19 protein-coding genes are annotated in these 25,561 nt (G+C 73.2%); 12 read left to right on the plus strand and 7 right to left on the minus strand.

The genetic code is table 11. From position 1 onward, the window contains the following. Positions 1 to 129: 129 nt before the first annotated feature. From SM793_RS06890 to SM793_RS06915, 6 genes are all read left to right on the plus strand, one after another. Positions 130 to 888 carry a VIT1/CCC1 transporter family protein gene (locus SM793_RS06890; protein WP_413815891.1) on the plus strand — a complete coding sequence of 253 codons (759 nt, stop codon included), beginning with the start codon at positions 130 to 132 and terminating at the stop codon, positions 886 to 888. Between the two features lie 514 nt (positions 889 to 1,402). Further along, the gene (gltB, locus tag SM793_RS06895) at positions 1,403 to 6,004 is read left to right on the plus strand and encodes a glutamate synthase large subunit (RefSeq protein WP_320437223.1); all 4,602 of its coding nucleotides are present in this window, start codon (positions 1,403 to 1,405) and stop codon (positions 6,002 to 6,004) included. Beyond that, complete coding sequence (locus SM793_RS06900; RefSeq protein WP_320437135.1) at positions 5,997 to 7,457, plus strand: glutamate synthase subunit beta; 1,461 nt, start codon at positions 5,997 to 5,999, stop codon at positions 7,455 to 7,457. Before gltB ends, SM793_RS06900 begins: the two co-directional genes overlap by 8 nt. Before the next feature lie 512 nt (positions 7,458 to 7,969). Then, on the plus strand, positions 7,970 to 8,836 hold the full coding sequence (locus SM793_RS06905) for a helix-turn-helix transcriptional regulator (protein WP_320437136.1): 867 nt from the start codon (positions 7,970 to 7,972) through the stop codon (positions 8,834 to 8,836). Positions 8,837 to 8,925: 89 nt separating this feature from the next. Then, positions 8,926 to 10,383 (plus strand): aldehyde dehydrogenase family protein, encoded by a 1,458-nt coding sequence (locus SM793_RS06910; protein ID WP_320437137.1) that lies wholly within the window; start codon positions 8,926 to 8,928, stop codon positions 10,381 to 10,383. Positions 10,384 to 10,527: 144 nt separating this feature from the next. After that, entirely contained in the window at positions 10,528 to 11,382 is an 855-nt protein-coding gene (locus tag SM793_RS06915; RefSeq protein WP_320437138.1) for an SAM-dependent methyltransferase, read from the plus strand. Here SM793_RS06915 and SM793_RS06920 read toward each other — a convergent pair. Then, complete coding sequence (locus tag SM793_RS06920; RefSeq protein ID WP_320437139.1) at positions 11,379 to 11,951, minus strand: Uma2 family endonuclease; 573 nt, start codon at positions 11,949 to 11,951, stop codon at positions 11,379 to 11,381. The genes SM793_RS06915 and SM793_RS06920 overlap by 4 nt on opposite strands. 76 nt (positions 11,952 to 12,027) lie before the next feature. Here SM793_RS06920 and SM793_RS06925 point away from each other — a divergent pair, with 76 nt between their 5' ends. Continuing rightward, positions 12,028 to 12,477, plus strand: coding sequence for a MarR family winged helix-turn-helix transcriptional regulator (locus SM793_RS06925; RefSeq protein ID WP_320437140.1), 450 nt, complete (start codon positions 12,028 to 12,030; stop codon positions 12,475 to 12,477). 94 nt (positions 12,478 to 12,571) lie between these two features. Next, a complete protein-coding gene (locus tag SM793_RS06930; protein ID WP_320437141.1) occupies positions 12,572 to 13,525 on the plus strand; it encodes an LLM class flavin-dependent oxidoreductase in 954 nt (317 codons plus the stop codon). A 28-nt stretch (positions 13,526 to 13,553) separates the two neighbouring features. Here SM793_RS06930 and SM793_RS06935 read toward each other — a convergent pair whose 3' ends face one another. Both SM793_RS06935 and SM793_RS06940 read right to left on the minus strand, forming a co-directional pair. Further along, positions 13,554 to 14,486, minus strand: a complete 933-nt coding sequence (locus tag SM793_RS06935) for an AraC family transcriptional regulator (protein ID WP_320437142.1) — start codon at positions 14,484 to 14,486, stop codon at positions 13,554 to 13,556. Between the two features lie 43 nt (positions 14,487 to 14,529). Then, positions 14,530 to 15,456 (minus strand): NADP-dependent oxidoreductase, encoded by a 927-nt coding sequence (locus tag SM793_RS06940; protein ID WP_320437143.1) that lies wholly within the window; start codon positions 15,454 to 15,456, stop codon positions 14,530 to 14,532. 206 nt (positions 15,457 to 15,662) lie between these two features. Here SM793_RS06940 and SM793_RS06945 point away from each other — a divergent pair, with 206 nt between their 5' ends. Then, a complete protein-coding gene (locus SM793_RS06945; RefSeq protein WP_320437144.1) occupies positions 15,663 to 16,484 on the plus strand; it encodes a MerR family transcriptional regulator in 822 nt (273 codons plus the stop codon). After that, positions 16,481 to 17,452 carry a BtrH N-terminal domain-containing protein gene (locus SM793_RS06950; protein WP_320437145.1) on the plus strand — a complete coding sequence of 324 codons (972 nt, stop codon included), beginning with the start codon at positions 16,481 to 16,483 and terminating at the stop codon, positions 17,450 to 17,452. The genes SM793_RS06945 and SM793_RS06950 overlap by 4 nt, the downstream gene beginning before the upstream one ends. A gap of 222 nt (positions 17,453 to 17,674) precedes the next feature. On the opposite strand, the gene SM793_RS06955 is transcribed toward SM793_RS06950, so the two are convergent. From SM793_RS06955 to SM793_RS06965, 3 genes are all read right to left on the minus strand, one after another. Beyond that, positions 17,675 to 18,112, minus strand: coding sequence for a hypothetical protein (locus tag SM793_RS06955; protein WP_320437146.1), 438 nt, complete (start codon positions 18,110 to 18,112; stop codon positions 17,675 to 17,677). A gap of 187 nt (positions 18,113 to 18,299) precedes the next feature. Then, positions 18,300 to 20,126 carry a bifunctional metallophosphatase/5'-nucleotidase gene (locus SM793_RS06960; RefSeq protein WP_320437147.1) on the minus strand — a complete coding sequence of 609 codons (1,827 nt, stop codon included), beginning with the start codon at positions 20,124 to 20,126 and terminating at the stop codon, positions 18,300 to 18,302. Between the two features lie 252 nt (positions 20,127 to 20,378). After that, on the minus strand, positions 20,379 to 20,996 hold the full coding sequence (locus SM793_RS06965) for a response regulator transcription factor (RefSeq protein ID WP_320437224.1): 618 nt from the start codon (positions 20,994 to 20,996) through the stop codon (positions 20,379 to 20,381). 703 nt (positions 20,997 to 21,699) lie between these two features. On the opposite strand from SM793_RS06965, the gene SM793_RS06970 reads away from it, so the two are divergent. Then, positions 21,700 to 24,810: a helix-turn-helix transcriptional regulator gene (locus SM793_RS06970; protein WP_320437148.1), complete on the plus strand. Its 3,111-nt coding sequence runs from the start codon at positions 21,700 to 21,702 to the stop codon at positions 24,808 to 24,810. Positions 24,811 to 24,895: 85 nt separating this feature from the next. On the opposite strand, the gene SM793_RS06975 is transcribed toward SM793_RS06970, so the two are convergent. Then, positions 24,896 to 25,198, minus strand: coding sequence for a hypothetical protein (locus tag SM793_RS06975; protein ID WP_320437149.1), 303 nt, complete (start codon positions 25,196 to 25,198; stop codon positions 24,896 to 24,898). 199 nt (positions 25,199 to 25,397) lie between these two features. On the opposite strand from SM793_RS06975, the gene SM793_RS06980 reads away from it, so the two are divergent. Then, positions 25,398 to 25,523 (plus strand): hypothetical protein, encoded by a 126-nt coding sequence (locus SM793_RS06980; RefSeq protein WP_320437150.1) that lies wholly within the window; start codon positions 25,398 to 25,400, stop codon positions 25,521 to 25,523. Positions 25,524 to 25,561: the final 38 nt, after the last annotated feature.

Raw genomic sequence — 25,561 nt, forward strand, 5'->3', positions numbered from 1 at the left:
CCTAACCGGGCCCCGGCCCCCCCCCCCCCCGGGGGGGGGGGGGGGCCGCCGTCATGTTCGGACAGCCTTACTTTGCTGGAAATGCCCAGGTCAAGGGGGCTACGGTCAGCAAGTAGGCCGATCGGACCAATGGACGGAGGGGGAAGAGTCGTGACCGCGACCATCCTGGAGCACGAGGCCGGGCAGCACCCGCGGATACCCGCCGCGGGGCACCACCGGGACGTCAACGGCGGCTGGCTGCGGCCGGCGGTGTTCGGCGCGATGGACGGACTGGTCTCCAACTTCGCGCTGATGACCGGCGTCGTCGGCGGCGCCGTCCCCAGCGGCACGGTGGTGCTCACCGGCCTGGCCGGGCTCGCCGCCGGTGCCTGCTCGATGGCGGCGGGGGAGTACACCTCGGTGGCCTCCCAGCGGGAACTGGTACAGGCCGAGATCGAGGCCGAGCGGCTGGAGCTGAGCCGCAACCCGCACGGCGAGCTGGCCGAGCTGGCCCAGGTGTACGTGGACCGCGGGGTGGACCCGGAGCTCGCCCACGAGGTGGCCAGGCAGCTGTCCGCCGACCCGGAGCGGACGCTGGAGGTGCACGCCCGGGAGGAGCTGGGCATCGACCCCAACGACCTGCCCTCGCCGTGGGTGGCGGCCGGGTCCTCCTTCGTCTGCTTCGCGGTGGGCGCGCTGCTCCCGCTGCTGCCGTACCTGCTGGGCGCGACCTCGCTGGTGCCGGCGCTGCTGCTCTCCATGGCCGGGCTGTTCGCCTGCGGTGCGGTGGTGGCGCGGGTGACGGCGCGCAGCTGGTGGTTCAGCGGGCTGCGGCAGCTGGTGCTGGGCGGGGCGGCGGCCGGGGTGACCTATCTGCTGGGGTGGCTGATCGGCGGGCAGATCGGCTAGGGGGAGCACTTTGCAAAGTCTGCCGAGACTTTGCAAAGTCACGTCCGGGCCCTCGGGGGAGTGCATCGGGGCTGGCGGTTGGTGAGCGGGGCGTCGACGATGGCACGATGTGCTGTTGCATGGTTATGCGTTCCCATGAGTGATATTGCGCACAGGGCGCTCCGGCCTCGCCTGGCTTGTCTCAGCATTCGAGCCGATCGGGCCAGGGAATCGCATCTGCCGATCAAGTGTGGGAATGGATTCGCAGGCGCTCCTGACCGGCTGCCGTGGCGGGCGGATGTCGCCCCTGTTTCAGGCGGTCGACAGCCGGGCACAATCGTCAGGGCGTGCGGCGCGGCACGCCCTCCCGCAGCAGCCGTGACCTGCGGATCCGTCCCGCGATGTGGACGAGAACTCCCGCTTCCCGGGATGTTCGGCATCATGTAACTTGCACGAAATCGCATCAGGGCCAACGTCGTCCCTACTGCACCAGCCTCCAAAGACGACGACGGGAGAGCCGATGCTGTCTGCATCCATGCACTCCGCCAACGAGCCCCAGGCCGGCGCCGCCCGCCCGCCGTACGCGCTCGTTCCGGATGCGCGACCTGCTGCTCAGGGCCTGTACGACCCGCGAAACGAGCACGACGCCTGTGGCGTCGGATTCGTCGCCACGCTGACCGGCATCGCCGACCACACCGTCGTCGAGCAGGCGCTGACCGTCCTGCGCAACCTGGAGCACCGCGGCGCCACCGGCGCCGAGCCGGACTCCGGTGACGGCGCGGGTATCCTCACCCAGGTCCCGGACGCCTTCCTGCGCGCCAAGGTCGACTTCGAACTCCCGGCCGCCGGCTCCTACGCGGTCGGCATCGCCTTCCTGCCCGACGCCGACGACCAGGACGCCGCCGCCGTCGCGCGGATCGAGGCCATCGCGGCCGAGGAGGACCTGACCGTCCTCGGCTGGCGCGACGTCCCGGTCACCCCGGACCTGCTGGGCGCCACCGCCCGCAGCGTCATGCCCCGCTTCCGCCAGCTGTTCCTCGCCGGCGCGGAGAAGAGCGGCATCGAGCTCGACCGGGTCGCCTTCGTGGTCCGCAAGCGCTCCGAGCGCGAGGCCGGGGTCTACTTCCCGTCGCTGTCCGCGCGCACCGTCGTCTACAAGGGCATGCTGACCACCGGCCAGCTGGAGCCGTTCTTCCCCGACCTGTCGGACCGGCTCTACGCCTCCGCGCTCGGCCTGGTGCACTCGCGGTTCTCCACCAACACCTTCCCGAGCTGGCCGCTCGCCCACCCGTACCGCTTCGTCGCGCACAACGGCGAGATCAACACGGTCAAGGGCAACCGGAACTGGATGACCGCCCGGGAGTCCCAGCTCGCCACCGACCTGATCCCCGCCAACCGGAACGGCCAGGGACTGGAGCGGATCTTCCCGGTCTGCACCCCGGACCACTCCGACTCGGCCTCCTTCGACGAGGTCCTGGAGCTGCTCCACCTCGGCGGCCGTTCGCTGCCGCACGCGGTGCTGATGATGATCCCCGAGGCGTGGGAGAACCACGTCACGATGGACCCGGCCCGCCGCGCGTTCTACCAGTACCACTCCAACCTGATGGAGCCCTGGGACGGCCCGGCCTGCGTCACCTTCACCGACGGCACGCAGATCGGCGCGGTGCTCGACCGCAACGGCCTGCGCCCCGCCCGCTACTGGATCACCGAGGACGGCCTGGTCGTCCTCTCCTCCGAGGTCGGCGTGCTCGACATCGAGCAGACCCGGGTGGTCAGGAAGGGCCGGCTGCAGCCCGGCCGGATGTTCCTCATCGACACCGCCGAGCACCGGATCGTCGAGGACGAGGAGATCAAGTCGGCGCTGGCCGCCGAGCACCCCTACGCGGAGTGGGTCGAGGGCGGGCAGATCCAGCTCGCCAGGCTCCCCGAGCGCGAGCACATCGCGCACACCCACGCCTCCGTCACCCGCCGCCAGCAGACCTTCGGCTACACCGAGGAGGAGCTGCGCGTCGTCCTGGCGCCGATGGCGAAGACCGGTGGCGAGGCGCTCGGCTCGATGGGCACCGACTCGCCGATCGCCGCGCTGAGCGAGAAGCCGCGACTGCTGTTCGACTACTTCGTGCAGCTCTTCGCGCAGGTCACCAACCCGCCGCTGGACGCCATCCGCGAGGAGCTCGTCACCTCGCTGCTGTCCAACCTCGGCCCCGAGGGCAACCTGCTGGCCGCCGAGGCCGCGTCCTGCCGCTCGGTCGGCATCACCTTCCCGGTGATCGACAACGACGAGCTGGCCAAGCTCGTCCACATCAACCACGACGGGGACCAGCCCGGCCTCAAGGCCGTCACCCTGTCCGGCCTGTACCGGGTCGCCACCGGCGGCGAGGGCCTGGCCGCGCGGCTGGCCGAGATCGCCGCCGAGGCGGACGCGGCGATCGCCGACGGCGCCCGGATCATCGTGCTCTCCGACCGGCACTCCGACGCCGAGCACGCCCCGATCCCCTCGCTGCTGCTCACCTCGGCGATCCACCACCACCTGATCCGCACCAAGCAGCGCACCCGGGTGTCGCTGCTGGTCGAGGCCGGCGACGTGCGCGAGGTGCACCACGTCGCGCTGCTGATCGGCTACGGCGCCGGCGCGGTCAACCCGTACCTGGCCATGGAGTCGGTCGAGGACCTCGTCGCCCAGGGCACCTTCCTGACCGGCATCGAGGCCGAGAAGGCGATCAAGAACCTGATCAAGGCGCTCGGCAAGGGCGTGCTCAAGGTGATGTCCAAGATGGGCATCTCCACCGTCGCCTCCTACCGCGGCGCGCAGGTCTTCGAGGCCATCGGCCTCGCCCAGGAGCTGGTCGACGCCTACTTCGCCGGCACCACCAGCAAGCTCGGCGGCATCGGCCTGGACGAGGTCGCCAAGGAGACCGCCGCCCGGCACGCCAAGGCGTACCCGGCCTCCGGCATCGCGGCCGCGCACCGCGCCCTGGACATCGGCGGCGAGTACCAGTGGCGCCGCGAGGGCGAGCCGCACCTGTTCGACCCGGACACCGTCTTCCGGCTGCAGCACTCCACCCGCAACCGCCGGTACGACATCTTCAAGCAGTACACGGACCGGGTGAACGAGCAGTCCGAGCGGCTGATGACGCTGCGCGGCCTGTTCAGGCTGGACGGGCTCGACCGCACCCCGGTGCCGGTCGAGGAGGTCGAGCCGGTCTCCGAGATCGTCAAGCGGTTCTCCACCGGCGCCATGTCGTACGGCTCGATCTCGCTCGAGGCGCACGAGACGCTGGCGATCGCGATGAACCGGCTGGGAGCCAAGTCCAACACCGGTGAGGGCGGCGAGGACGCGGACCGCCTGTACGACCCGGAGCGCCGATCGGCGATCAAGCAGGTCGCCTCGGGCCGCTTCGGCGTCACCTCCGAGTACCTGGTCAACGCCGACGACATCCAGATCAAGATGGCCCAGGGCGCCAAGCCCGGCGAGGGCGGCCAGCTGCCCGGCCACAAGGTCTACCCGTGGGTCGCCAAGACCCGGCACTCCACCCCGGGTGTCGGTCTGATCTCGCCGCCGCCGCACCACGACATCTACTCGATCGAGGACCTGGCGCAGCTGATCCACGACCTCAAGAACGCCAACCCCGGGGCCCGCATCCATGTGAAGCTGGTCTCCGAGGTCGGCGTGGGCACGGTCGCGGCCGGCGTCTCCAAGGCGCACGCGGACGTCGTGCTGGTCTCCGGCCACGACGGCGGCACCGGCGCCTCGCCGCTCACCTCGCTCAAGCACGCGGGCGGCCCCTGGGAGCTCGGCCTCGCCGAGACCCAGCAGACCCTGCTGCTGAACGGCCTGCGCGACCGGATCGTGGTGCAGACCGACGGCCAGCTGAAGACCGGCCGCGACGTGGTGATCGCCGCGCTGCTGGGCGCCGAGGAGTTCGGCTTCGCGACCGCCCCGCTGGTGGTCTCCGGCTGCATCATGATGCGCGTCTGCCACCTGGACACCTGCCCGGTCGGCGTCGCCACCCAGAACCCGGTGCTGCGCGAGCGCTTCTCCGGCAAGCCGGAGTTCGTGGTCAACTTCTTCGAGTTCATCGCCGAGGAGGTCCGGGAGATCCTGGCCTCGCTGGGCTTCCGCTCGATCGAGGAGGCCGTCGGCCACGCCGAGCACATCGACGCCGAGGCCGCGGTCGACCACTGGAAGGCCGCCGGGCTCGACCTGGCCCCGCTGTTCCACGTGCCCGAGCTGCCAGAGGGTGCCGCCCTGCACTGCACCACCACGCAGGACCACGCGCTGGACAAGGCTCTGGACAACCAGCTGATCGACCTGGCCCAGGACGCCCTGGAGAACGGCGACGCCGTCCGCATCCAGCTGCCGATCCGCAACGTCAACCGGACCGTCGGCACCATGCTCGGCCACCACGTGACCAAGCGGTACCGCGGCGAGGGCCTGCCCGAGGGCACCATCGACGTCACCTTCACCGGCTCGGCCGGCCAGTCCTTCGGCGCCTTCGTGCCGCGCGGCGTGACGCTGCGGCTGGAGGGCGACGCCAACGACTACGTCGGCAAGGGCCTGTCCGGCGGCGTGCTCGTGGTCCGCCCGGCCCGCGACGCGGCGGCGATCGGCAACGACGCGCAGAACCACGTCATCGCCGGCAACACCATCGGCTACGGCGCCACCAGCGGCCGGATCCACCTGCGCGGCAAGGCCGGCGAGCGGTTCGCCGTCCGCAACTCGGGTGCCACCCTGGTCGTCGAGGGCGTGGGCGACCACGCCCTGGAGTACATGACCGGCGGCCGGGTCGTGATCCTCGGCGAGACCGGACGCAACCTGGCGGCCGGCATGTCCGGCGGCGTCGCCTACGTGCTGGACCTGCGCCCGGCGAACGTCAACAGCGGCATGGTGGGCATCGAGGCCCCCGGCGCCGCCGACCGCGAATGGCTGCGCGAGACCGTGCAGCAGCACTACGAGGAGACCGGCTCCACCGTCGCGGCCGAACTCCTGGCGGACTGGGGCAGCGGGGTCTCCCGCTTCTCCACGATCATGCCGACCGACTACAAGGCAGTGCTCGCCGCCAAGGACGCCGCTGAGCGCGATGGCCTCTCCGAGGCCGAGACCACTCGCAAGATGATGGAGGCGGCACGTGGCTGACCCCAAGGGCTTCCTGACCACGCCCAAGCAGCTCGCCGAGCGGCGTCCGGTGGACGTGCGCATCCGGGACTGGAACGAGGTCTACGTCGAGCGCAGCCTGCTGCCGATCATCACCGAGCAGGCCGGCCGCTGCATGGACTGCGGCATCCCGTTCTGCCACAACGGCTGCCCGCTCGGGAACCTCATCCCCGAGTGGAACGACCTCGCCTACCGGGACGACTGGTCGGGCGCGATCGAGCGGCTGCACGCGACCAACAACTTCCCGGAGTTCACCGGGCGGCTCTGCCCGGCGCCCTGCGAGTCGGCCTGCGTGCTCGGCATCAACCAGGACGCGGTGACCATCAAGAACGTCGAGGTCACCATCATCGACAAGGCCTGGGACCGCGGCGGGGTCACCGCACAGGTGCCGGAGCGGCTGTCCGGCAAGACGGTCGCCGTGGTCGGCTCCGGGCCGGCCGGCCTGGCCGTCGCCCAGCAGCTCACCCGGGCCGGGCACACCGTCGTGGTGTACGAGCGGGCCGACCGGATCGGCGGCCTGCTGCGGTACGGCATCCCCGAGTTCAAGATGGAGAAGCGCCACATCAACCGCCGCGTCGAGCAGATGCGCGCGGAGGGCACCCGGTTCCGTACCGGCGTGCACGTGGGCGAGGACATCACCGGGCAGCAACTGCGCGAGCGCTTCGACGCGGTCGTCGTCGCGGCCGGCGCCACCACCGCCCGCGACCTGCCGGTGCCCGGGCGCGAGCTCAAGGGCGTCCACCAGGCGATGGAGTACCTGCCGCTGGCCAACAAGGTGCAGGAGGGCGACTTCGTCGAGTCGCCGATCAGCGCCAAGGGCAAGCACGTCGTGGTCATCGGCGGCGGCGACACCGGCGCGGACTGCGTCGGCACCGCCCACCGGCAGGGGGCGGCCTCGGTCACCCAGCTGGAGATCATGCCGCGGCCGGGCGAGGAGCGACCGGCCGGCCAGCCGTGGCCGACGATGCCGATGACCTACAAGGTCACCTCCGCGCACGAGGAGGGCGGCGAGCGGATCTACTCCGTCTCCACCACGCACTTCAGCGGCGACGAGGAGGGCAACGTCCAGGAGCTGCACCTCGTCGAGGTGGAGTTCAAGGACGGGAAGTTCGAGCAGGTGCCGGGCAGCGAGCGGGCGATCCCGGCGCAGCTGGTCACCCTGGCGATGGGCTTCACCGGGACGGACGTCGCGAACGGCCTGGTCGAGCAGCTGGGCGTGGACCTCGACGCACGCGGTAATGTGTCCCGGGACGCGAAGTTCGCCACCAATGTCGATGGCGTCTACGTCTGCGGCGACGCCGGCCGTGGCCAGTCGCTGATCGTCTGGGCCATCGCGGAGGGCCGCTCGGCAGCCGCGGCGGTCGACACCTACTTGGGCGGCAAGTCCCCGCTGCCCGCACCGATCCGGCCGACGGACCGCCCTCTGGTGGTCTGATCCGGTCCAGGTAGCCCGGCGCCGCATTCGCCGGGCCCTACCGAGCCGCACCCCGTCAGCGTCGCCGGGCCACCGCGGTCCCTGGCGCCTGCCCACATCCCCGACCAGTTTGGGGGCAGGCGCCGTTCGCATGCCCGGGCGCGGTCCGGGGGGTCCGGGGGGTCCGGGGGTTCGAGGGTTCGGGGGTTCGGGGGTTCGGGACGCGGCGTCCGGCGGGGAACGTTCGGCCGCGCGGGCGGGTTCCGTCGACCGCTGTCGGTTCCGGCCGAGTTGCGGGTCGCCCCGCGGGTGGTGGCCGGGGGCCGGGGATGTGCACGGCGGCGGCGGGGGACTAGAGTGCGTTCCGGGGAGCTACGGCTCGGCTACCGCGCGTATCCGGACGCCGCTCGTCCGGGCGGCCCCGGCGAGGGCGGAAGATCCCGATGAGGCGTTCCGAGGACTGTTGTTCGTCGGTCCCTGGTGGAAGACTGCGGCCACGGCCGGGGGGCTGCTGACGTGCGGAGGTTGAGGCGATGAGTGCGACTCAAGCGGGTGGCGGTGCCACGGTGCGGCGTCTGCTGCTGGGGTCGCAACTGCGACGGCTCCGGGAGGCCCGCGGAGTCAGCCGGGAGGAGGCCGGGTACTCGATCCGGGCCTCCGAGTCGAAGATCAGCCGGATGGAACTCGGCCGGGTCGGCTTCAAGGAGCGCGACGTCGCCGACCTGCTGACCCTGTACGGGGTGGACGCGGAGCCGGAGCGGGCCTCGGTGCTCGGACTGGTCCGGGCGGCCAACGCGACCTCCTGGTGGCACGGGTACGGGGACGTCCTGCCGGGCTGGTTCCAGAACTACCTGGGCCTGGAGGAGGCCGCCACCGAGATCCGCAGCTACGAGGTCCAGTTCGTCCACGGGCTGCTGCAGACCGCCGACTACGCGCGGGCGGTGATCACCCACGGCGGCCGTGTGACCGAACCGGCCGAGATCGAGCGACGGGTGGAGGTGCGGCTCAAACGGCAGCAGGTGCTGGGCGCCGAGCGGGCGCCGCGGCTGGTCGCGGTGCTGGACGAGGCCGCGCTGCGCCGTCCCTGGGGCGGCCCGGAGCTGATGCGGGCGCAGATCGACCGCCTGCTGGAGCTGACCGAACTCCCGAACGTGCTGCTCCAGGTGATGCCGCTGGGCTTCGGCGGGCTGCGCGCGGAGGGCGGGGCGTTCTCGGTGCTGGCCTTCGACGAGCAGGAGCTGCCGGACATCGTCTACCTGGAGCAGTTCACCACCGCCCTCTACCTCGACAAGCCGGCCGAGGTCGCGGAGTACGCGGGTGCGATGGACGGTCTGGTGGCGGACAGCCTTTCCCCCGAGCGGACACGAGAAGTTCTCCGCTCCGTACGCCAAGAGCTGTAGCAGATAAGTACGATGAGCCCCGATCAGTTCTGATCGCGAACGACCGCCGGAAAATCGCGGGCGTTCCCGAACGGTATGAGAGGGATCGGATGTCGTACCTTTCCGAGTTGGCGCTGCAGTTCATCGACGGCGAGTGGCGCGAGGGCAGCGGCTCCTGGGACATCGTCGACGTCGACCCCTTCACCGGGGACAAGCTCGCGAGCATCACCGTGGCCACCGTCGACGAGGTCGACCAGGCCTACCGGGCCGCGGCGAAGGCCCAGAAGGAATGGGCGGCCACCAACCCCTACACCCGCCGGCTGGTCTTCGAGCGCGCGCTGCGGATCCTGGAGGACCGTGAGCAGGAGATCACCCGCGACATCATGGCCGAACTCGGCGGCACCGCCGTCAAGGCCTGGTTCGAGCTCTCGCTCACCAAGGACATGCTGCGCGAGGCGATGCAGCTGTCCCTGCGGGCCGAGGGTCGGCTGCTGCCCTCGCCGGTGGACGGCAAGGAGAACCGGCTCTACCGGCTGCCGGTCGGCGTCGTCGGGGTGATCAGCCCGTTCAACTTCCCGCTGTTCCTGTCGATGAAGGCCGTCGCCCCGGCGCTGGCGCTCGGCAACGGCGTGGTGCTCAAGCCGCACCAGGAGACCCCGGTGGTCGGCGGCACCCTGATCGCCAAGATCTTCGAGGAGGCGGGCCTGCCGGCCGGCCTGCTGAACGTCGTGATCACCGACATCGCCGAGATCGGTGACGCGTTCATCGAGCACCCGCTCGCCAAGGTGATCTCCTTCACCGGCTCCGACAAGGTCGGCCGGCACGTCGCCACCGTCGCCGCCTCCCACTTCAAGCGGACCGTGCTGGAACTCGGCGGCAACAGCGCGCTGATCGTGCTGGAGGACGCCGACCTGGACTACGCCGTGGACGCGGCGGTGTTCAGCCGCTTCGCGCACCAGGGCCAGGTCTGCATGGCCGCCAACCGGGTGCTCGTCGACCGCCGCGTCGCCGAGGAGTTCACCCGGAAGTTTGTCGCCAAGGTCGCCGGCCTCAAGGTCGGCGACCCGAGGGACCCGGCCACCCACATCGGCCCGCTGATCAACCCGGTCCAGGCCGACGCCATCTCCGCGCAGGTGGACCAGGCCATCGCCGGCGGCGCCACCGCGCTGCTGCGCGGCACCACCGTCGGCAGTCTGATGGACCCGGTCGTGCTCGGCGGCCTGCCGGCCGGTGCGCCGATCCTGCAGCGCGAGCTGTTCGGGCCGGTGGTGCTGCTGGTGGAGTTCGACGGCGAGGACGAGGCGGTGCGGATCGCCAACGACACGCCGTTCGGGCTCAGCGGCGCGGTGCACACGGCCGACGTCGAGCGCGGGGTGCGGGTCGCGCAGCGGATCGAGACCGGCATGATCCACGTCAACGACGGGACCATCGCGGACGAGCCCGTGGTGCCGTTCGGCGGCGAGAAGAGCTCGGGCGTCGGCCGGCTGAACGGCGAGTCCACGGTGGACGCGTTCACCACGGTGAAGTGGATCTCGATCCAGCACGGGCGCAGCCGCTTCCCGTTCTGAGCGGGCCCGAGGACCGGGCCGGCCCCCGTGGAGGGAGTGGCGGCCCGGTCCTCGGCCGACCGTGTTCGACGTACGAGGCCGGACGTCGGACGTTCGACGACGGACGTCCGGCGTCCGACCGGAACGGAGCGAAGGGGTGACCGGGTGACCGGGTTCCAGGAGATCGGCCGCGAGTGGCTCGCCGGCGACGGAGCGGGCGGTGCGCGGCCGCCCGCCGATCTGCGCCCCGAAGTCCCGCACCCGGCCCGGATGTACGACTACTACATAGGCGGAAAGGACAACTTCCCGGCCGACCGCGAGGCCGCCGAGCGGGTGCTCGCGATCAGCCCGATGGTGCGGATCAGCGCCCTCGCCAACCGGGCCTTCCTCGGCCGCGCGGTGCGGCACCTCGCCGAGCAGGGCATCCGCCGGTTCGTCGACATCGGCACCGGCATCCCGAGCGCGGGGAACACCCACGAGATCGCCCAGCGGGTGCGGCCCGACGCCCGGGTGGTGTACCTCGACAACGACCCGATCGTGCTGGTGCACGGCCGCGCGCTGCTGAGCGGCACCACCCCGGAGAGCACCGCGGTGGTCCAGGCCGATCTGCGCGACCCGGCGGGGATCCTGGCCGCCCCGGAGGTCCGCCGGGCCCTGGACTCGGGCGAACCGGTCGGGTTGCTGCTGCTCGCGGTGCTGCACTTCGTCGACGAGCAGGACGACCCCTACGGCATCGTGCGCACCCTGGTGGACGCCCTGCCGCCCGGCAGCCGGCTCGTCCTCTCCCACGGCACGCTGGACTTCACCCCCAGCGCCGACGCCGGCCGGGGCCCGGCCGTCTACCGCAACGCCTCCGCCCAGCTCACCATGCGCGACCGGGCCCAGGTGCTGCGCTTCTTCGACGGCCTGACCCTCACCGACCCGGGCCTGGTCACCGCCCCGCTCTGGCGCCCCGACACCCCCGTACAGCCCACCGACTCCCAGGTCGGCATCTGGGCGGGCGTGGCGGAGAAGCGCTAGCCGGCGGGGTACCGGAGCAGTTCGGCGGTCGCGAGCTCGAAGCCGAACGGCGCCGGGACGGGCACGGCGTCGCCGAACTTCCCGCTCCACCGGCGGTGGTAGGTGCCGCCGCCGGGCTCGGAGTGCAGGGTGAGGGTGCCCTCGCGCGGGTCGATCACCAGGTAGAGCGGGATCCCCATCTGCGGGTAGTCGCGGACCTTGCCGACCAGATCGTTCTCCGGGTTGGAAGGGGCGACGATCTCGACGGCGATCACGGCCAGCTCGGCGGGGACCTGGTTGCCGCCGAGCTCGACGGCGGCGAGGGGGATGTAGGTCAGGTCGGGATTGCGGAGCTTGCCCGTGTGCGGGGAGGCGAGGTCGGTGTTCTCGCTGGGCATCAGATCCCTCGGGCGATGGGCATCGAACTGCTCGCGGACGAGCAGCAGGTTGCGCTGGTGGATCACCGACGGCCCGGCCATCATGATGATCTCGTCGCCCGACACTTCGATCTTCCAGCCCGACGGTGGGGTCAGGCTCTGGGCGTAGGCAAGCAACTGGGCATGCCGCTCGGGGATCCGGAACTCGCTCATGGGGCCATCCTCTCATCCCGTGGTTCTGCCCCAGATGGTAGTTCGTGGTGCGAATTACGACTGTTAGGCTGGCCGGATGGCGAAGAGCGAGGGTGGCGGTATCGGGGTCGTGGGGGCGTTGGTGCGGGCGGCGTTCCTGGTGGATGCGGTGTATGCCGATTCGGCACGGGAGTTCGGGTTGACGCCGCAGCAGGGGCAGTTGCTCTGTGTGCTGCTGGGGCGGTCTTACCTGATGGGGGAGTTGGGCGGCGTGCTGCGGCTGGCCAAGTCGAGCCTGACCGGTCTGGTCGACCGGAGTGAGCGCAACGGGCTGGTGCGGCGGGAGAGTTGCAAAGGTGACGCGCGGGCCGTGTGGGTGCTGCTGACGGCGGAGGGGGCGGTGCTGGCGGAGCGCTTCTACGCGGAGACCTGTCGCCGGATCGACGAGCTGCCGGCCGGGCTCTCCGGTGCGGAGCGGGAGTTGCTGGGCGGGTTGCTCGGCCGGGTGGTGCTGGACAACAAGGTGCCTCCGGTGTTCGGGGAGTAAGGGGCGTCCGGGGGCTGGAAGGGGTTGAAGTTCGCGGAACGAACTAATATGTTCGTGATGCGAACTTCAACTCCTTTTTGCATATGGGGGAACGATGAGCATCGGGAACGCGGGCGTCGTCTTCGGATTCGGCGCACCGGGGGACCTCGCCGACGCGGCGAGCCTGCTGGACGTCGTCCAGCAGGCCGACCGGGACGGGCTGGACCACTTCTCGCTGTCCGACCATCCGTACGTCGGCGGGCGAGTGGACGCGTACGCCGCGCTCGGCTTCCTGCTCGGGCGGACCGGGCGGATCAGCGGCTTCTCCAACGTCACCAACCTGCCGACCCGGCCCGCACCGATGCTGGCGCGGACCGTCACCTCGCTGTCCGCGCTGTCCGGCGGGCGCGTGGTGCTGGGGATCGGCGCCGGCGGGGTCTGGGACCGGATCACCGACCTGGGCGTCGAGCGGCTCACCCCCGGCGCGGCGGTGGAAGCCTTCGAGGAGGCGATCGTGCTGATCAAGCGACTGTCGGGCGGCGGCCCGCCGGTCACCCACGAGGGGCGGCACTACCGCGTCCGGGAGATCGAGCCGGCGCCCGTCGCCGCGCCGCCGGTGTGGACGGGCTCCAACGGCCGCAAGTCGCTGGCCGCCACCGGCCGGGTCGCCGACGGCTGGATCCCCGCCCACGCGGCGGACTGGCTCAGCGAGCGCTACCGCACCTCGCGGCCGGTCGTCGACGAGGCGGCCGCCGCCGTCGGACGCGACCCGCGCGAGGTCCGCACCGTCTACAACCTGCCCGGCCGGATCACCGACCGGCCGCTCGCCGCGACCCGCGACGCCGAGGGCAGGTGGCTCGGCGGCTCGGTGGGCCAGTGGGTGGAGGAGCTGACCGGCGCGGTGCTGGAGCACGGCGCTTCCGGCTTCACCCTCTTCGCCACCGACCACGGCTCGCCGGACCCGGTCACCCTCGGCCGGTGGGCGCGGGAGGTCGCCCCGGCGGTGCGGGAGGCGGTCGGCGGCGCGACTGGGGGCGCGGTCGGCGGCGCGGTCGGGGAAGAGGCATAGGAGAGGCCGGGCAGGGCTGGGCCCGGCCTCAGGCCGTGCGGGCCTCGCGCCGGTAGCCGCCCGGGGCCAGGCCGAATTCGCGTTTGAAGGCCTTGGCGAAGGCGTACTCCGAGCCGTAGCCGGTCTTCGCGGCGACGGCGGTGAGCGGGGCCTCGGACTCGCGCAGCAGGCGGGCCGCCGTGGTCATCCGCCAGCGGGTCAGGTACGCCATCGGCGGCTCGCCGACCAGGGCGGTGAACCGGCGGGCGAACGCTGCCCGGGAGAGACCGGCCCTGGTGGCCAGCGACTCCACCGTCCACGGCGTGGACGGCGCCTCGTGGATCGCGGTGAGCGCCGGCGCCACCGCCGCGTCGCCGAGCGCCGCCGCCCAGCCGGCCGCGGTGGCGGGCGGCTGCTCCTCGAACCAGGCCCGCAGGATGTACAGCAGCAGCGAGTCGATCAGCGCCGGGACGATGCCGGACGAGCCGATCCGCGGGTTCTCCAGTTCGGCGCCGAGGAGTTGGACGGCCGCGCTCAGCTCGGGGTGGCGGCCGTGCCGGGTCTGCAGGTGGACGATCTCCGGCAGTTGCCGCACCAGCGGGTGCGGGCGCGCCTGGTCGAGGTGGTAGTTGCCGCACAGCAGGCTGGTGCGCGGCCCGTCCCCGCCGACGGTGACGGTGCCGATCGGCAGGCTCGGCCGGAACTGCGAGGGCTGCTCGGGGACGGTCGGGGTGTCCGGCCGGTCGGCGAGGACGTGGCCCCGGCCGTCCCGCAGGAAGACCACGTCCCCCGGGCTGAGCGCGATCGGCTCGGCCGTGTCGTCCTCCAGCGGCACCAGCCAGCAGGTCCCGTAGAGGACGACATGGAACCCGGAGCCGGCGACCGGGGGCAGCCGCAGTCCCCACGGGGCCCGGCCCTCGGTGCGGACGGAGGCGGGCTGCCCCGTCCGCATCGAACCCAGCGCCTCGGTCAGGATGTCCATGCCGCCTCCCCGGTCGGTACGTGCTCCAGCGGAACCCTACGGCTCAGGCGACCGTGAGGACGATCTTGCCCTGGGTACGGCCGGTGGCGATCAGCTCGTGCGCCTTGCCGGCCTCCTCCAGCGGGAAGGTCTCGGCGATGTGCGGCCGGATCCGGCCCTCCTCGACCAGCCGGGCGATCGCCTCCAGCGAGGCGTAGTCCGGCTCCACCGAGATACCGGCGAACCGCCGCCCGGCGGCCTCGACCTCGGCGGCCAGCGCGGTGTTCCAGTGCTCCATGATCGAGACCAGTACGCCGCCCTCGCGCAGCACCTCCAGCGAGGCGGTGCCCTGCGAGGAGGAGTCGAGCACCACGTCCACCGGGCCGACCGCCGCCAGGAAGCCCTCGGTGCGGTAGTCGATCACCTCGTCCGCGCCCAGGCCGCGCACGAACTCGTGCTTCGGCTCGCTCGCCAGGGCGATCACGTGCGCGCCGCGGGCCTTGGCGATCTGGACGGCGAGGTGGCCGACGCCCCCGGCCGCGCGGTGGATCAGCACCCGCTGCCCCTCGGACAGGCCCGCCGCGTCCACCAGGCCCTGCCAGGCGGTGAGCGCGGCCAGCGGCAACGCGGCGGCCTCGACGTGGTTCAGCGCGGCGGGCTTGCGGGCCACCTGGCGGGACGGCACCGCGACGTACTCGGCGTATCCGGTGGCGGCCCGGGGGAAGAACGGCAGGCCGAACACCTCGTCGCCGGCCTTGAACCGGGCACCCGGCCCGGCCACCTCGACGACACCCGAGATGTCCCAGCCGACACCGAAGGGCGGCTCGCCGAGCAGCGGGTAGGCGCCCGAACGGACCGCCACGTCCACCGGGTTGACGCCGCTGGCGTGGACGCGCACCAGCACCTCGCCGCCGCGCGGGGCGGGCCGGTCGGTCTCGACGACCTCCAGGACCTCGGGGCCGCCGACGGACTTCTGGACAACTGCGCGCATGGGACTGCTCCTTGTCGGGACGGTGCTGCTCTCGGTGACGTGGTCAACGGTAGGCAGGCCGGGCGCGCGGCTGAATATCCTGCGGTCTCGAGAAGATGTCCCAGCGTCTCGCCGGACGGTGGTCCCGGTGGGAGCCCGGCCGGACGGCGCCCTGGGCACCCACCCGCGGTGGACCCTCCCCCGGCGGGAGGGTCCACCATGGCGGCGTGCGCGAACAGGACGAACTCCTCACCATCGGGCGCTTCGCCCGGCTCTGCCGGCTGAGCGTCAAACAGCTCCGCCACTACGACGACACCGGGCTGCTGCCGCCGACCCGGGTCGACCCCGCCACCGGCTACCGCTACTACGCCGCCGACCGGGCCCGCGACGCCCTGACCGTCGCCCTGCTGCGCGAACTCGACGTGCCGCTCGCGGTGATCGCCGCGACCCTGGCCGGGGACGGACCGGACCGGGCGCGGCTGCTGCGCGCCGAACGCGACCGGGTCGCCGAACGGATCACCCGCGACCGGGCCCGGCTGTTGCTGCTGGAACGGCTCGCGGACGGCGGCGGACCGCCCGCCTACGAGGTCGCCGACGGCCGGGAGCCGGAACGGCGGCTGGCCGTCGTCCGGGCCGTGACCGGGCCGGCCGAGCTGGGCGAGCGGGTCGGCGAGTGCGTCGGCCGGCTGCTGGCGCGCCTGGACGGGGTGCCGTGGCGGCCGCCGTTGTGGGGGCTGTTCCCGCTGGACCTCGGAGAGGGGATGCGGATCGCGGTGGGGGCGGAGGCACCGGTGCTCCCGGCCGGCCCGGAGGCGCCGGAGCGGCTGGTCCTGCCGGGCGGGCCGGTCCTGGCGGTGCTGCACCACGGTTCGTACGCCCAACTGCCCTTGGCCTACCACGCGTTGCTGGCAGCGGTGCACGAGCGCGGACTGCGGCCGGTGCCGCCGGTCCGCGAGGCGTACCTGGTCGGGCCGGGCGAGGCTCCGGCGGAGGAGTGGACGACCAGGCTGGTCGTCCGGGTCGAGGGCCGAGTGGAGGGTGGATCGTGACGGAACCGCGCGGGGGCGTGCACTGCGAGACGACGGCGCTGGGCGTGCTGCTGCGGCACGAGGGCATCGAACTGTCGGAGCCGATGCTGTTCGGGCTCGGCGCCGGGCTGTCGTTCGTCTACTGGGACGGCAAGGGGTTGGACTTCCCCTTCCTCGGCGGCCGGGCCAAGCCGTTCGAGCCGACCCGGGCCCTGGCCGCCCGGCTCGGGCTGGAGCTGGACGTCCGGGAGACCGGCTCGGCCCGCCGGGCCTGGCAGAACGTGGCCGACGGGCTCGCCGCCGGCCGCCCGGTCGGGCTCCAACTCGACAGCTACCACCTGGAGTACTTCACCTCGAAGACGCACTTCGGCGGGCACATGGTCGCGATGCTCGGCCACGACGGGCACGACGCCCACCTGGTGGACACCGCGCAGCAGGGCGGCGCCGTCCGCACCAGCCTGGCCTCGCTCGCGGCGGCACGCGCCGAACGCGGCCCGATGACCGCCCGCCACCGCTCCTTCACCCTCGCCCGGCGCGGGGAACTCCCGGAATTGCGGGAGCTGTTGGCGCCGGCCATGGCCGACTGCGCGGAGGCGTTCCTGCACCCGCCGATCGCCAACCTCGGCCACCGCGGGATCGCCAAGGCCGCCGCCCTGGTGCCGGGCTGGCTGACCCGCGCCACCGACCCGGGCCGCCAACTGCCGCAGGCCGCAAGGATGATGGAACTGGCGGGCACCGGCGGCGCGCTGTTCCGCAACCTGTACCGGGACTTCCTCGGCGAGTGCGCCGACCTGCTCGACGACGCCCGGGTGCGGGCCGCCCGCGACCGCTACGCCGAGGCGGCGGCCGGATGGACCGAGGTGGCCGCGCTGGTCGCCGCGGCGGGGGAGAGCGGGGACGCGGCGCACCTGGCGCGGGCCGGCGCGCTGCTGGCGGAGCTGGCCCGGATCGAGCGGCAGGCGATGACGGAGCTGGTCAGGTCGCGCTAGGGCTCGTCTTCAAACCCGCGCCTGCGGTGCGGCGCCGGGGCACGCACCTCGCCGGCTTCTCGTCGGTCGCCGATGCTCCGCATGGACTCCCTCCTCGGCACCGCCGATGCACGCACCCCAACACCGCACCGCCCGCCCTACGGGCGGACGGCGGGGGTTTGAAGACGAGCCCTAGCCCGGGTGCCGGCGCTCGGGCCGCGACAGTTCGCGGGCCGTGTCGGCTCAGGTGCCGGCGCTCAGGTCGCCGATGCGGACGAGGGGGCGGCGGGACCGCCGGCAGTGCCACCAGGCCCGCGCCTCGTCGTCCGGGTCCGCGGCCGGGACCAGCAGGTGGACGTGGCCGGGGCAGGTCGGCCACTGGAGGAACTCGTAGCCGGTGAGGTGGTCCTGTGCCTGCTCGGCGATGAGCGCGGTGAGCGGCCCGGGCGGCAGGTAGGGGTCCGTTTCGAGGGTGTACCGCAGCCCCCGGGCGCTGCCGAGGCCGAGCAGGAAGCCGGAGAAGGGCTCCTCGGAGAGCTCCCAGCGGGTGCCGTCCGGCAGTCGGGTGCCGGCGGGCAGGTGCCGCAGGTCCCGTCCGACGCGGGTGCAGGGGGTGTGGAACTCGGCCGGCACGTCGGCCGGGGGCGGGGCGTCCAGGGGCCAGGTGGCGATCGTCCGCATACGGGCAAGGCTACCGGCGGAAGGCGGCCGGGGGACGGGGGCCGGGGGCCGGGAGAGGGGGAACAGCCCCCGGGGTGCGGGCCCCGGGGGCTGTTCCGGCCGTGCGGGCCGGTGGGGAAATCCGGCCGTGGGACCGGGTGTTCCGGTCGTGGAACCGTGGAACCGTGGAACCGTGGGACCGGCCCGGTCAGAAGACCGGCTGGCCCGCCCGGACCAGGCGCCAGGACTCGGCGGCGAAGTCGACCGGGTCGATGACGCCCTTCTCCTTCACCCAGGCGATCATCGCGTTGCGGATCTCGTCCGAGTTGGCCCACACCTTCTGGGCGGCCGCGACGTGCGGGAAGTTGCCGCCGCCGTTGGCGCGGTAGTTGTTCACGGCGAGGACGAACTGGGCGGTGGGGTCGATCGGACGGCCCTCGAAGCTGAGGTTGACGATCCGCGAGCCGACCGGCTGCGCGATGTCGATGTCGTACGAAACGCCGTACACCGAGTCGTAGTTGTAGTCCGGCGTGTTCTGGGCGTTGGTCAGGGTGGCCCGGTCGACCGGCGCGCCCGGGGCGAGCTGGTTGTAGTACTTGGCCGAGAACTCCAGGTAGTCCTTGATCTGGGCGCCCGTCAGGATGCGGGCCTCCAGGGTGTTCTCGTAGATGTACAGGCCGGCCGCGTCCCGCAGCTTGACCTGGCCGGCCGGGATGACGGCGCTGCGGTTGAACGGCGCGGCCTGGGCGAGCACCGGCAGCTTGGCGTACTGGCCGCCGGCCAGCGCGGCACGCACCACGTCGGCCTGGACCCGGCCGATGAGGTCGATGATCGGGGTGTCCTTGAACGGCGCGTCGGCGATGGACAGCGCGGTCCTGGCGGTGCCGATGACCTGGTTGACGTACTCGACGACCTTCTTGTGCTGCTCGGTCATCAGACCGACGATCTCCGGGTCCTCCGGGACGGTGTTGGAGTTCAGCACCCGGGAGGAGAGCGAGACGACCTTCCACGCGCCGCCGTCGAACTCGGCCTCGAAGTCGAAGCAGGTCAGCCGCTGGCCCCAGCACAGCGGCTCGGACAGCACGACGGTCTTCCCGGTCTCCTTGTTGACGACCAGGCGCTGCGGGATCTCCTTGTGGGCGTGGCCCACCAGGACGGCGTCGATGCCGGGAACCTGCTCGGCCAGCGCGACCGAGACGTTCTCCCCCCAGGGCAGCTGGTCGCCGTAGGAGGTGGCCTCGTCCATGCCGGAGTGGCAGGCGACCACGATGACGTCCGCGCCGGCGGCCTTGACCTTCGGCACCCAGATCCTCGCCGTCTCGACGATGCCCGGGAAGGTCATCTTGCCGGCGACGTTCGCCTTGTCCCAGATCGCGATGCCCGGGTTGGTCAGGCCGACGATGCCGACCTTGAGGGCCGGGCCGCCGCCCAGCTTCACCTTGCGGATCACGTAGGGCGGGAAGGCCGGCTTGTCGTTGCGGGCGTTCAGCGCGTTGGCGCCGAGCAGCGGGAAGTCCAGCTGCTCCTCGTAGGCGCGCAGGGTGTCGATGCCGTAGTTGAACTCGTGGTTGCCGAGCGCCGCGGCGGTGTACTCCATGGTGTTCATGGCGAGCGCCATCGGGTGCTCGGGCGCGGTGTCGGCCTCGGTGGCGATCGGCTCGACCCGGGCGTAGTAGTACGTCAGCTGGGTGCCCTGGATGGTGTCACCGGCGTCGATGAGCAGGCAGCGGTCCCAGCCCTTCTCCTCACGGACCTGCTTGGCCAGCGTGGAGATCTTGGCGAGGCCGACCTCGTTGTGCGCCTTGTCGGCGTAGACGGCGTCGGTGAAGTAGTCCCAGTTGAGCACCCGGCCGTGGAGGTCGGTGGTGCCCATGACGGTGAAGGCCTGGCGCTTGGTCCGGCCCTTGGCGCGGGCCTCGTCCGGTCCGGCCGCCGCCGCGGGAGTGGCGGCGGCGAGGGCGCCGCCGCTCGCGAGGGCGGCTCCGGCGGCGGTGGCGGCGGACCGGGTGACGAAGTCACGGCGGTTCAGGGGCATGGACGACTCTCCCGGTGGGGACGGCGGTACGGACCGTCAACGATGGCCGGGATCGCCGCCGGTGACGGCGGGCAGGCGCGTTGACGCGCGTAGAAGTACGCGCGTAGAAGTCTGCCGTGCGCTCCCCTCCGGCGGATAGCCCCCGGACCTTTCCAACAGGTGAGATCTTGGCGACTCGTTCGTGACCCGGGCGGGCGGGTACCGCACCCGCCCGCCCGGACCACGGCGGAGCACCACTGGAACCGACAGGCCCTAGATGTAGCCCTCACGCACCGCGTGGGCCACCGCGTGCGCCCGGTTGCGCAACTGCAACCGGGTCGTCAGGCCGTGCAGCACGTTCTTCACCGTGCGCTCGGAGTACGACAGCCGGGCCGCGATCTCCCCGGTGTCCCAGCCCTCGGCGACCAGCCGCAACACGTCCGACTCACGCTCCGACAGACCCGTCGGCGCCTGGCCCGGCATGCCCTGGACGGACCGCTGCAGCCGTCCCACCTGGGCGATCAGCCGCCCCTGGAGATCCGCCGGCAGATCGCCGTCGCCCCGGGCCGCGGCCAGCACCGCCCGGCCGAGCCGCTCCGGCGTCGCCTCCCGCCGCCACAGGATCGCCGCCACGCCGCACTCGACGGCCTCCATCAGCTCGGTCTCGCGCAGCCGCTCGACCACCAGCACCACCCGCTGCCCGGCCCCGCGGACCAGCCGGCGCAGAGCCGCCGTCGCGGCCGCGTCGGCGGACTCGGCGACCAGCACGGTCACCGTGCCCGGACCGGCCGAACCGCTCGGGTCGACCACCGCCACCCCGGGGAAGCGGCGCAACTGCGCCTCCGCCCCGGCCCGGGAGAGCGGATCGGCGGCCTGGACGGCGACCGGCACCGTCGAGCTGCGGGCCGTCGCCGCGGCGACCGCCCGCCCGGCCCCGACCGCACCGCGGACGGCGACGGCGGCCTGGGGATGGACGGATGCCGCGGCGCTACCGACAGCATGGGTGTTCGTGGAGACCGAGCGGGACGCCGTCGGGCGCTGCGGCGGGACCGTACGGGTGGCGGACGCCGACCCGGACGACCCCATCGCCGTACCCCGGCGGTCGTACTCGGTGTGCAGAACAGTCAAATCTGGCCCCCTCCTGGAGAAGCCGGCCCGGCCACCCGGCGGACCCCGAACGTCAGGGCGTGGCGCCCCACCCGGGCGGGCCGACCGTTTCGACGGCGATCCGGGAGCGCTGCCCGTGCCCCGGAATCAACCACCATGCTTCCCGCCCGGGCACGCTCCCGGCCATCGTGGTCCACCACGAGATCAGGCCCGCCGAGCGGTCCCCGCCGATCGGCGGAGGCAACGTTTTCGACCCCCCAGGTGGTCAGGAACACGGGAGAGCCAGGCCGAGGAACCACCGGAACACCGCGAAACCGCCCATTCGGGCGCCCCGAGCCCGACGGACGGGAAACTCCGTCCGCGGCACGGAAACCTGACCCGCCGGTAACGCGTGGTTAGGACGTCAAGCCGTTTTCCCGGTAGAACGACAGGCAGTGCCCGTTCGGACACCGACGAAGACCCGGGAAGGGCAAAGAGGAGCACCTGAATGAGCACCGCCACGTCCACCCGCCTCGTGGACCGCGAACCGCAGCTGCGGCTGATCGCCGACCGGGCCGCCGACGCCCGCCGCGGCACCGGCCACGTCCTGCTGCTCACCGGCGCCGTCGGCACCGGCCGCACCGCACTCCTCGCCGAGGCCGCCCGCCGGGCCGCCGCCGACGGCACCACCGTGCTGCGCGCCCGCTGCTCCACCGAGGAGGCCACCACCCCCTACGCGGCCGCCCGCCAGCTCTTCGACACCGGCCCCACCCCCGCCGGCCCCTACGTCCACACCGCCTGGGCCCCCCGGACAGCGGCCGCCGGCCCCACCGAGGCCGCCGCCGCCGGCATCGAGCCCGACACCGCCGAGTCCACCCTCTGGTCCCTGCTCCGGCTGCACGGCACCCACCACCCGCTGCTGCTCGCCATCGACGACATCCACCTCGCCGACGAGCCCTCCCGCCGCTGGCTGCGCCAGGTCGCCCGCCGCATCGACCGCCTGCCCGCCCTGCTGATAGCCACCGAACGCCGACAGGCCACCCTCACCGGCCGGACCGACCGCTTCGCCCGCGACCTGCCGCCCGAACTCGCCACCACCCTGCGGCTCACCCCGCTCGGCACCCCCGCAGCCGTCCTGCTCGCCGGACAGCGGCTCGGACCCGGCACGCCGCCCCGCCTGGCCGCCGACTGCGCCCGCGCCACCGGGGGCAACCCGCTGCTGCTCACCGCGCTGCTCGCCGACCTCGCGGCGGCCGACGGCGGGGACGGCGGGGACGGCGCGGACGGCGCGGACCGCGCGGCCGGTAGCCAGGCCGAGACCGCCGCGCCCCCCACGACACCCGCCGGGACGCTGCCGCCGACCCTCCCCGACCAGTGCGGCGCCCTCCCCGGCGGCGCCTTCGCCGAAGCCGTCGAGACCTGGCTGCACGGCGCCGGCGAACGAGCCGTCACCGCCGCCCGCGTCCTCGCCCGCATGCGCGAACACCCCGCCGCCGACGCCACCCCCACCCCCGGCACCCCGCCCCTCGACCCCGTCCCCCTCCTCGCCCACCTCGCCGCCGCCGACCCCGGCCGCCTCACCGGCTGGCTCGCCGACCTCACCGCCCACCACCACCTCGACACCCCCGACGCCGGCCACTGGCCCCGCTTCGCCCACCCCCTGCTCGCCGACGCCGTCCTCACCGGCCACGCCCCCGGCCACCGCGCCGACATCCACCTCGCCGCCGCCGAACACCTCCACCACGCCGGCGCCCCCGACGAACTCGTCGCCGGCCACCTCCTCCTCACCCCCGCCCCCGCCCCCCACTGGGCCGCCGACACCCTGCGCCGCGCCGCCCGCGGGGCCGCCGACACCGACCGCCCCGCCGACGCCGTCGCCCTGCTGCGCCGCGTCCTCGCCGAACCCCTCAGCGACCGCCGACGCGGACTGCTGCTCTCCGAACTCGGCAGCCTCGAAGTCACCCTCGGCCCCGCCGAACGCACCATCGGCCTGCGCCACCTCGCCGAGGCCGTCCACCTCCAGCAGACCGACGAAGGCGTCTTCCGCGCCGCCGGCACCCTCGGCGCCGTACTCGCCACCCGCGGCGACACCGCCGCCGCCATCGAACTCATGGACGAGCTGGCGCACCGGTTCGCCGACCAGGAAGACGTCCTCCACGCCGTCCAGGCCGCCACCGCCCAGATCGCCGCCCACGACGGCCGCAGCTGGCTCCAGGTCGTCGAAGGCGTCCAACGCCTCGCCGCCCGCACCCCGCACCGCCTCGCACCCCCCGCCTACGCACTGCTCACCGAATTCGACGCCACCAGCGGCCTCCTCGCCGCCACCGAGGTCCGCGAACGCGTCCGCGAACTCGAAGCCTCCCCCGTCGACCCCCTCTGCCGCTCCTACCTGCTGGTCTCACTGGCCACCCTCTCCCAATGGGCCGACCTCCTCGACGAGGCCGACGAACTCGTCGTCCGCGGCCTCACCTGCTTCCGCGGCGGCCCCCTCGACCCCGGCTACCAATGCCTGCTCAGCGTCCGCGCCGAGACCAGGATCATGCGCGGCGAGTACCAGGCCCTGCTCGAGGACTACGCCCTCACCGCCCCCGGCTCCTCCACCAGCACCCCACCGAACAGCCAGGCCGCCTCCCGCCCACCCCACCCACCCACCCCCTGGGGCCCGCCAGGACTGCCCCGACTGCCCAACTGGACCACCCCCACCACCGCCGAGGCCGCCCAGGAACCCCGCCCCACCACCGACGACACCGGCCCCGGCCGCTACGCCGAACTCCTCGGCCAGCAGAACGCCCACCTCGTCGCCCAAGCCGTCATCGCCCTCGTCGAGACCGGCCGGCTCTGGCAGGCCCACGGCCTCGCCCGCGCCGTCGCCGCCGACCGCGCCCGCGACTCCTGGGAATGGAACGAATACCTCTACTCCCGCGGCCTGCTCCGACTCGCCTCCGGCGAACCCGCCGAAGCCCTCGCCGACCTCCTGGAATGCGGCCGCCGCCAAGGCGAACGCCAGGTCCGCAGCCCCATCGTCACCCCCTGGCGCTCCGCCGCCGCCGAATGCCACCTCCAACTCGGCGAACCCGGCCCCGCCGTCGCCCTCGCCGAAGAAGAACTCCGCCTCGCCCGGATCTGGGGCACCCCCCGCACCGTCGGCCGCGCCCTGCGCACCCTCGCCGCCGCCACCGGCGGCCGGCACGGCCTCGACCTCGCCGCCGAAGCCGTCCTACTGCTGCGCACCGCCGAGATCGACACCGAACTCGTCCCCGCCCTCATCACCTACGGCCGCCTGCTCGGCGACGGCGGCCGACGCGGCGCCGCCCGGCGCGCCCTGCGCGAAGCCGCCGGACGCGCCGAACGCCTCGGCGCCGTCCGGCAGCGAGCCGCCGCACTCGAGGCACTGCGAGTCTCCGGCGCCCGCATCGGCCGCGGCGACCACGCCGGGGCGGAGGCACTCACCGACAGCGAACTGCGAATCTGCCGACTCGCCGCCGCCGGACACTCCAACGCCGAAATCGCCGCCATGCTGCACCTCGCCGTGCGAACCGTGGAGACCCACCTCACCAACAGCTTCCGCAAACTAGGGGTCCGCCGCCGCCTCGAACTACCCGGCGCACTGGAGCCCTGACCGAACAGGCGGCAGGGCGGGCCAGGCACGCGAACAGCCCCGGTCCGCAGCGGACCGGGGCCGTACAGCTCCCACCTCGACAGTGTCAGGACGCCGGCACCAGGGCCGCCATCTCGTCCACCGCCCGCGCCAGCTCGGCCGCCGGATCGGCCCCGTCCACCGCCCACGGCTGCCAGGTCAGCGCCCGCAGATAGCCGTCCACCGCCAGCGGCAGCCGCCGCCGGACGATCGGCTCGGTGGTCGGCCCCGGCCCGGCCGTACGCAGCCGCTCCAACAACCCCGGCACGTTCGCCGACGCCGGCAGCGGCGCCGAGCCGACGAACACCGCCAACTCCTCCAGCCGGGGCCAGAGCGTCGACGCGGCCGGGGACACCGGGGCCGAGGACACCGGGGCCGCTTCCGGCACCAGGGGCGCGGCGCGGGGCGTCGGCCGCTGGACGCTCAGCGAGACGCCCAGTGGCGACTTCCGCCCGGCCGGCTTCGGCCCAGGCCCCGACCCCGAGCCCGACTCCGACCCCGGCTCCCCGGGCCCCGGCCCCCCGGGCGGATCCTCCCCGCCCGGCGGGTCGTCCGACCCCTCCGACTCCTTGCGCGGCCACAGAGCCACCGTCGCCACATACGGCCCGGCCACCAACAACGCCGAGAGCGCCACCGGGCTCTGCAACCCGACCGCCGCCCCCGCCCCCGCCACGGCCGCCCCACCCGCCACGTAATGCCGGGCGGAAGTCAGATACGCCCAGACCTGGCCCCC

Origin of the sequence: Kitasatospora purpeofusca, assembly GCF_034043715.1 — a bacterium.
Taxonomy (GTDB): Bacteria; Actinomycetota; Actinomycetes; order Streptomycetales; family Streptomycetaceae; genus Kitasatospora; species Kitasatospora purpeofusca_A.

Excerpts from the sequence above, each read along its gene's own strand:
- SM793_RS06890 (WP_413815891.1), top strand. The coding sequence starts at position 130 with ATGGACGGAGGGGGAAGAGTCGTGACCGCGACCATCCTGGAGCACGAG.
- gltB (WP_320437223.1), top strand. The coding sequence starts at position 1,403 with ATGCACTCCGCCAACGAGCCCCAGGCCGGCGCCGCCCGCCCGCCGTAC.
- SM793_RS06905 (WP_320437136.1), top strand. The coding sequence starts at position 7,970 with ATGAGTGCGACTCAAGCGGGTGGCGGTGCCACGGTGCGGCGTCTGCTG.
- SM793_RS06910 (WP_320437137.1), top strand. The coding sequence starts at position 8,926 with ATGTCGTACCTTTCCGAGTTGGCGCTGCAGTTCATCGACGGCGAGTGG.
- SM793_RS06920 (WP_320437139.1), bottom strand. The coding sequence starts at position 11,951 with ATGAGCGAGTTCCGGATCCCCGAGCGGCATGCCCAGTTGCTTGCCTAC.
- SM793_RS06925 (WP_320437140.1), top strand. The coding sequence starts at position 12,028 with ATGGCGAAGAGCGAGGGTGGCGGTATCGGGGTCGTGGGGGCGTTGGTG.
- SM793_RS06930 (WP_320437141.1), top strand. The coding sequence starts at position 12,572 with ATGAGCATCGGGAACGCGGGCGTCGTCTTCGGATTCGGCGCACCGGGG.
- SM793_RS06935 (WP_320437142.1), bottom strand. The coding sequence starts at position 14,486 with ATGGACATCCTGACCGAGGCGCTGGGTTCGATGCGGACGGGGCAGCCC.
- SM793_RS06940 (WP_320437143.1), bottom strand. The coding sequence starts at position 15,456 with ATGCGCGCAGTTGTCCAGAAGTCCGTCGGCGGCCCCGAGGTCCTGGAG.
- SM793_RS06955 (WP_320437146.1), bottom strand. The coding sequence starts at position 18,112 with ATGCGGACGATCGCCACCTGGCCCCTGGACGCCCCGCCCCCGGCCGAC.
- SM793_RS06960 (WP_320437147.1), bottom strand. The coding sequence starts at position 20,126 with ATGCCCCTGAACCGCCGTGACTTCGTCACCCGGTCCGCCGCCACCGCC.
- SM793_RS06970 (WP_320437148.1), top strand. The coding sequence starts at position 21,700 with ATGAGCACCGCCACGTCCACCCGCCTCGTGGACCGCGAACCGCAGCTG.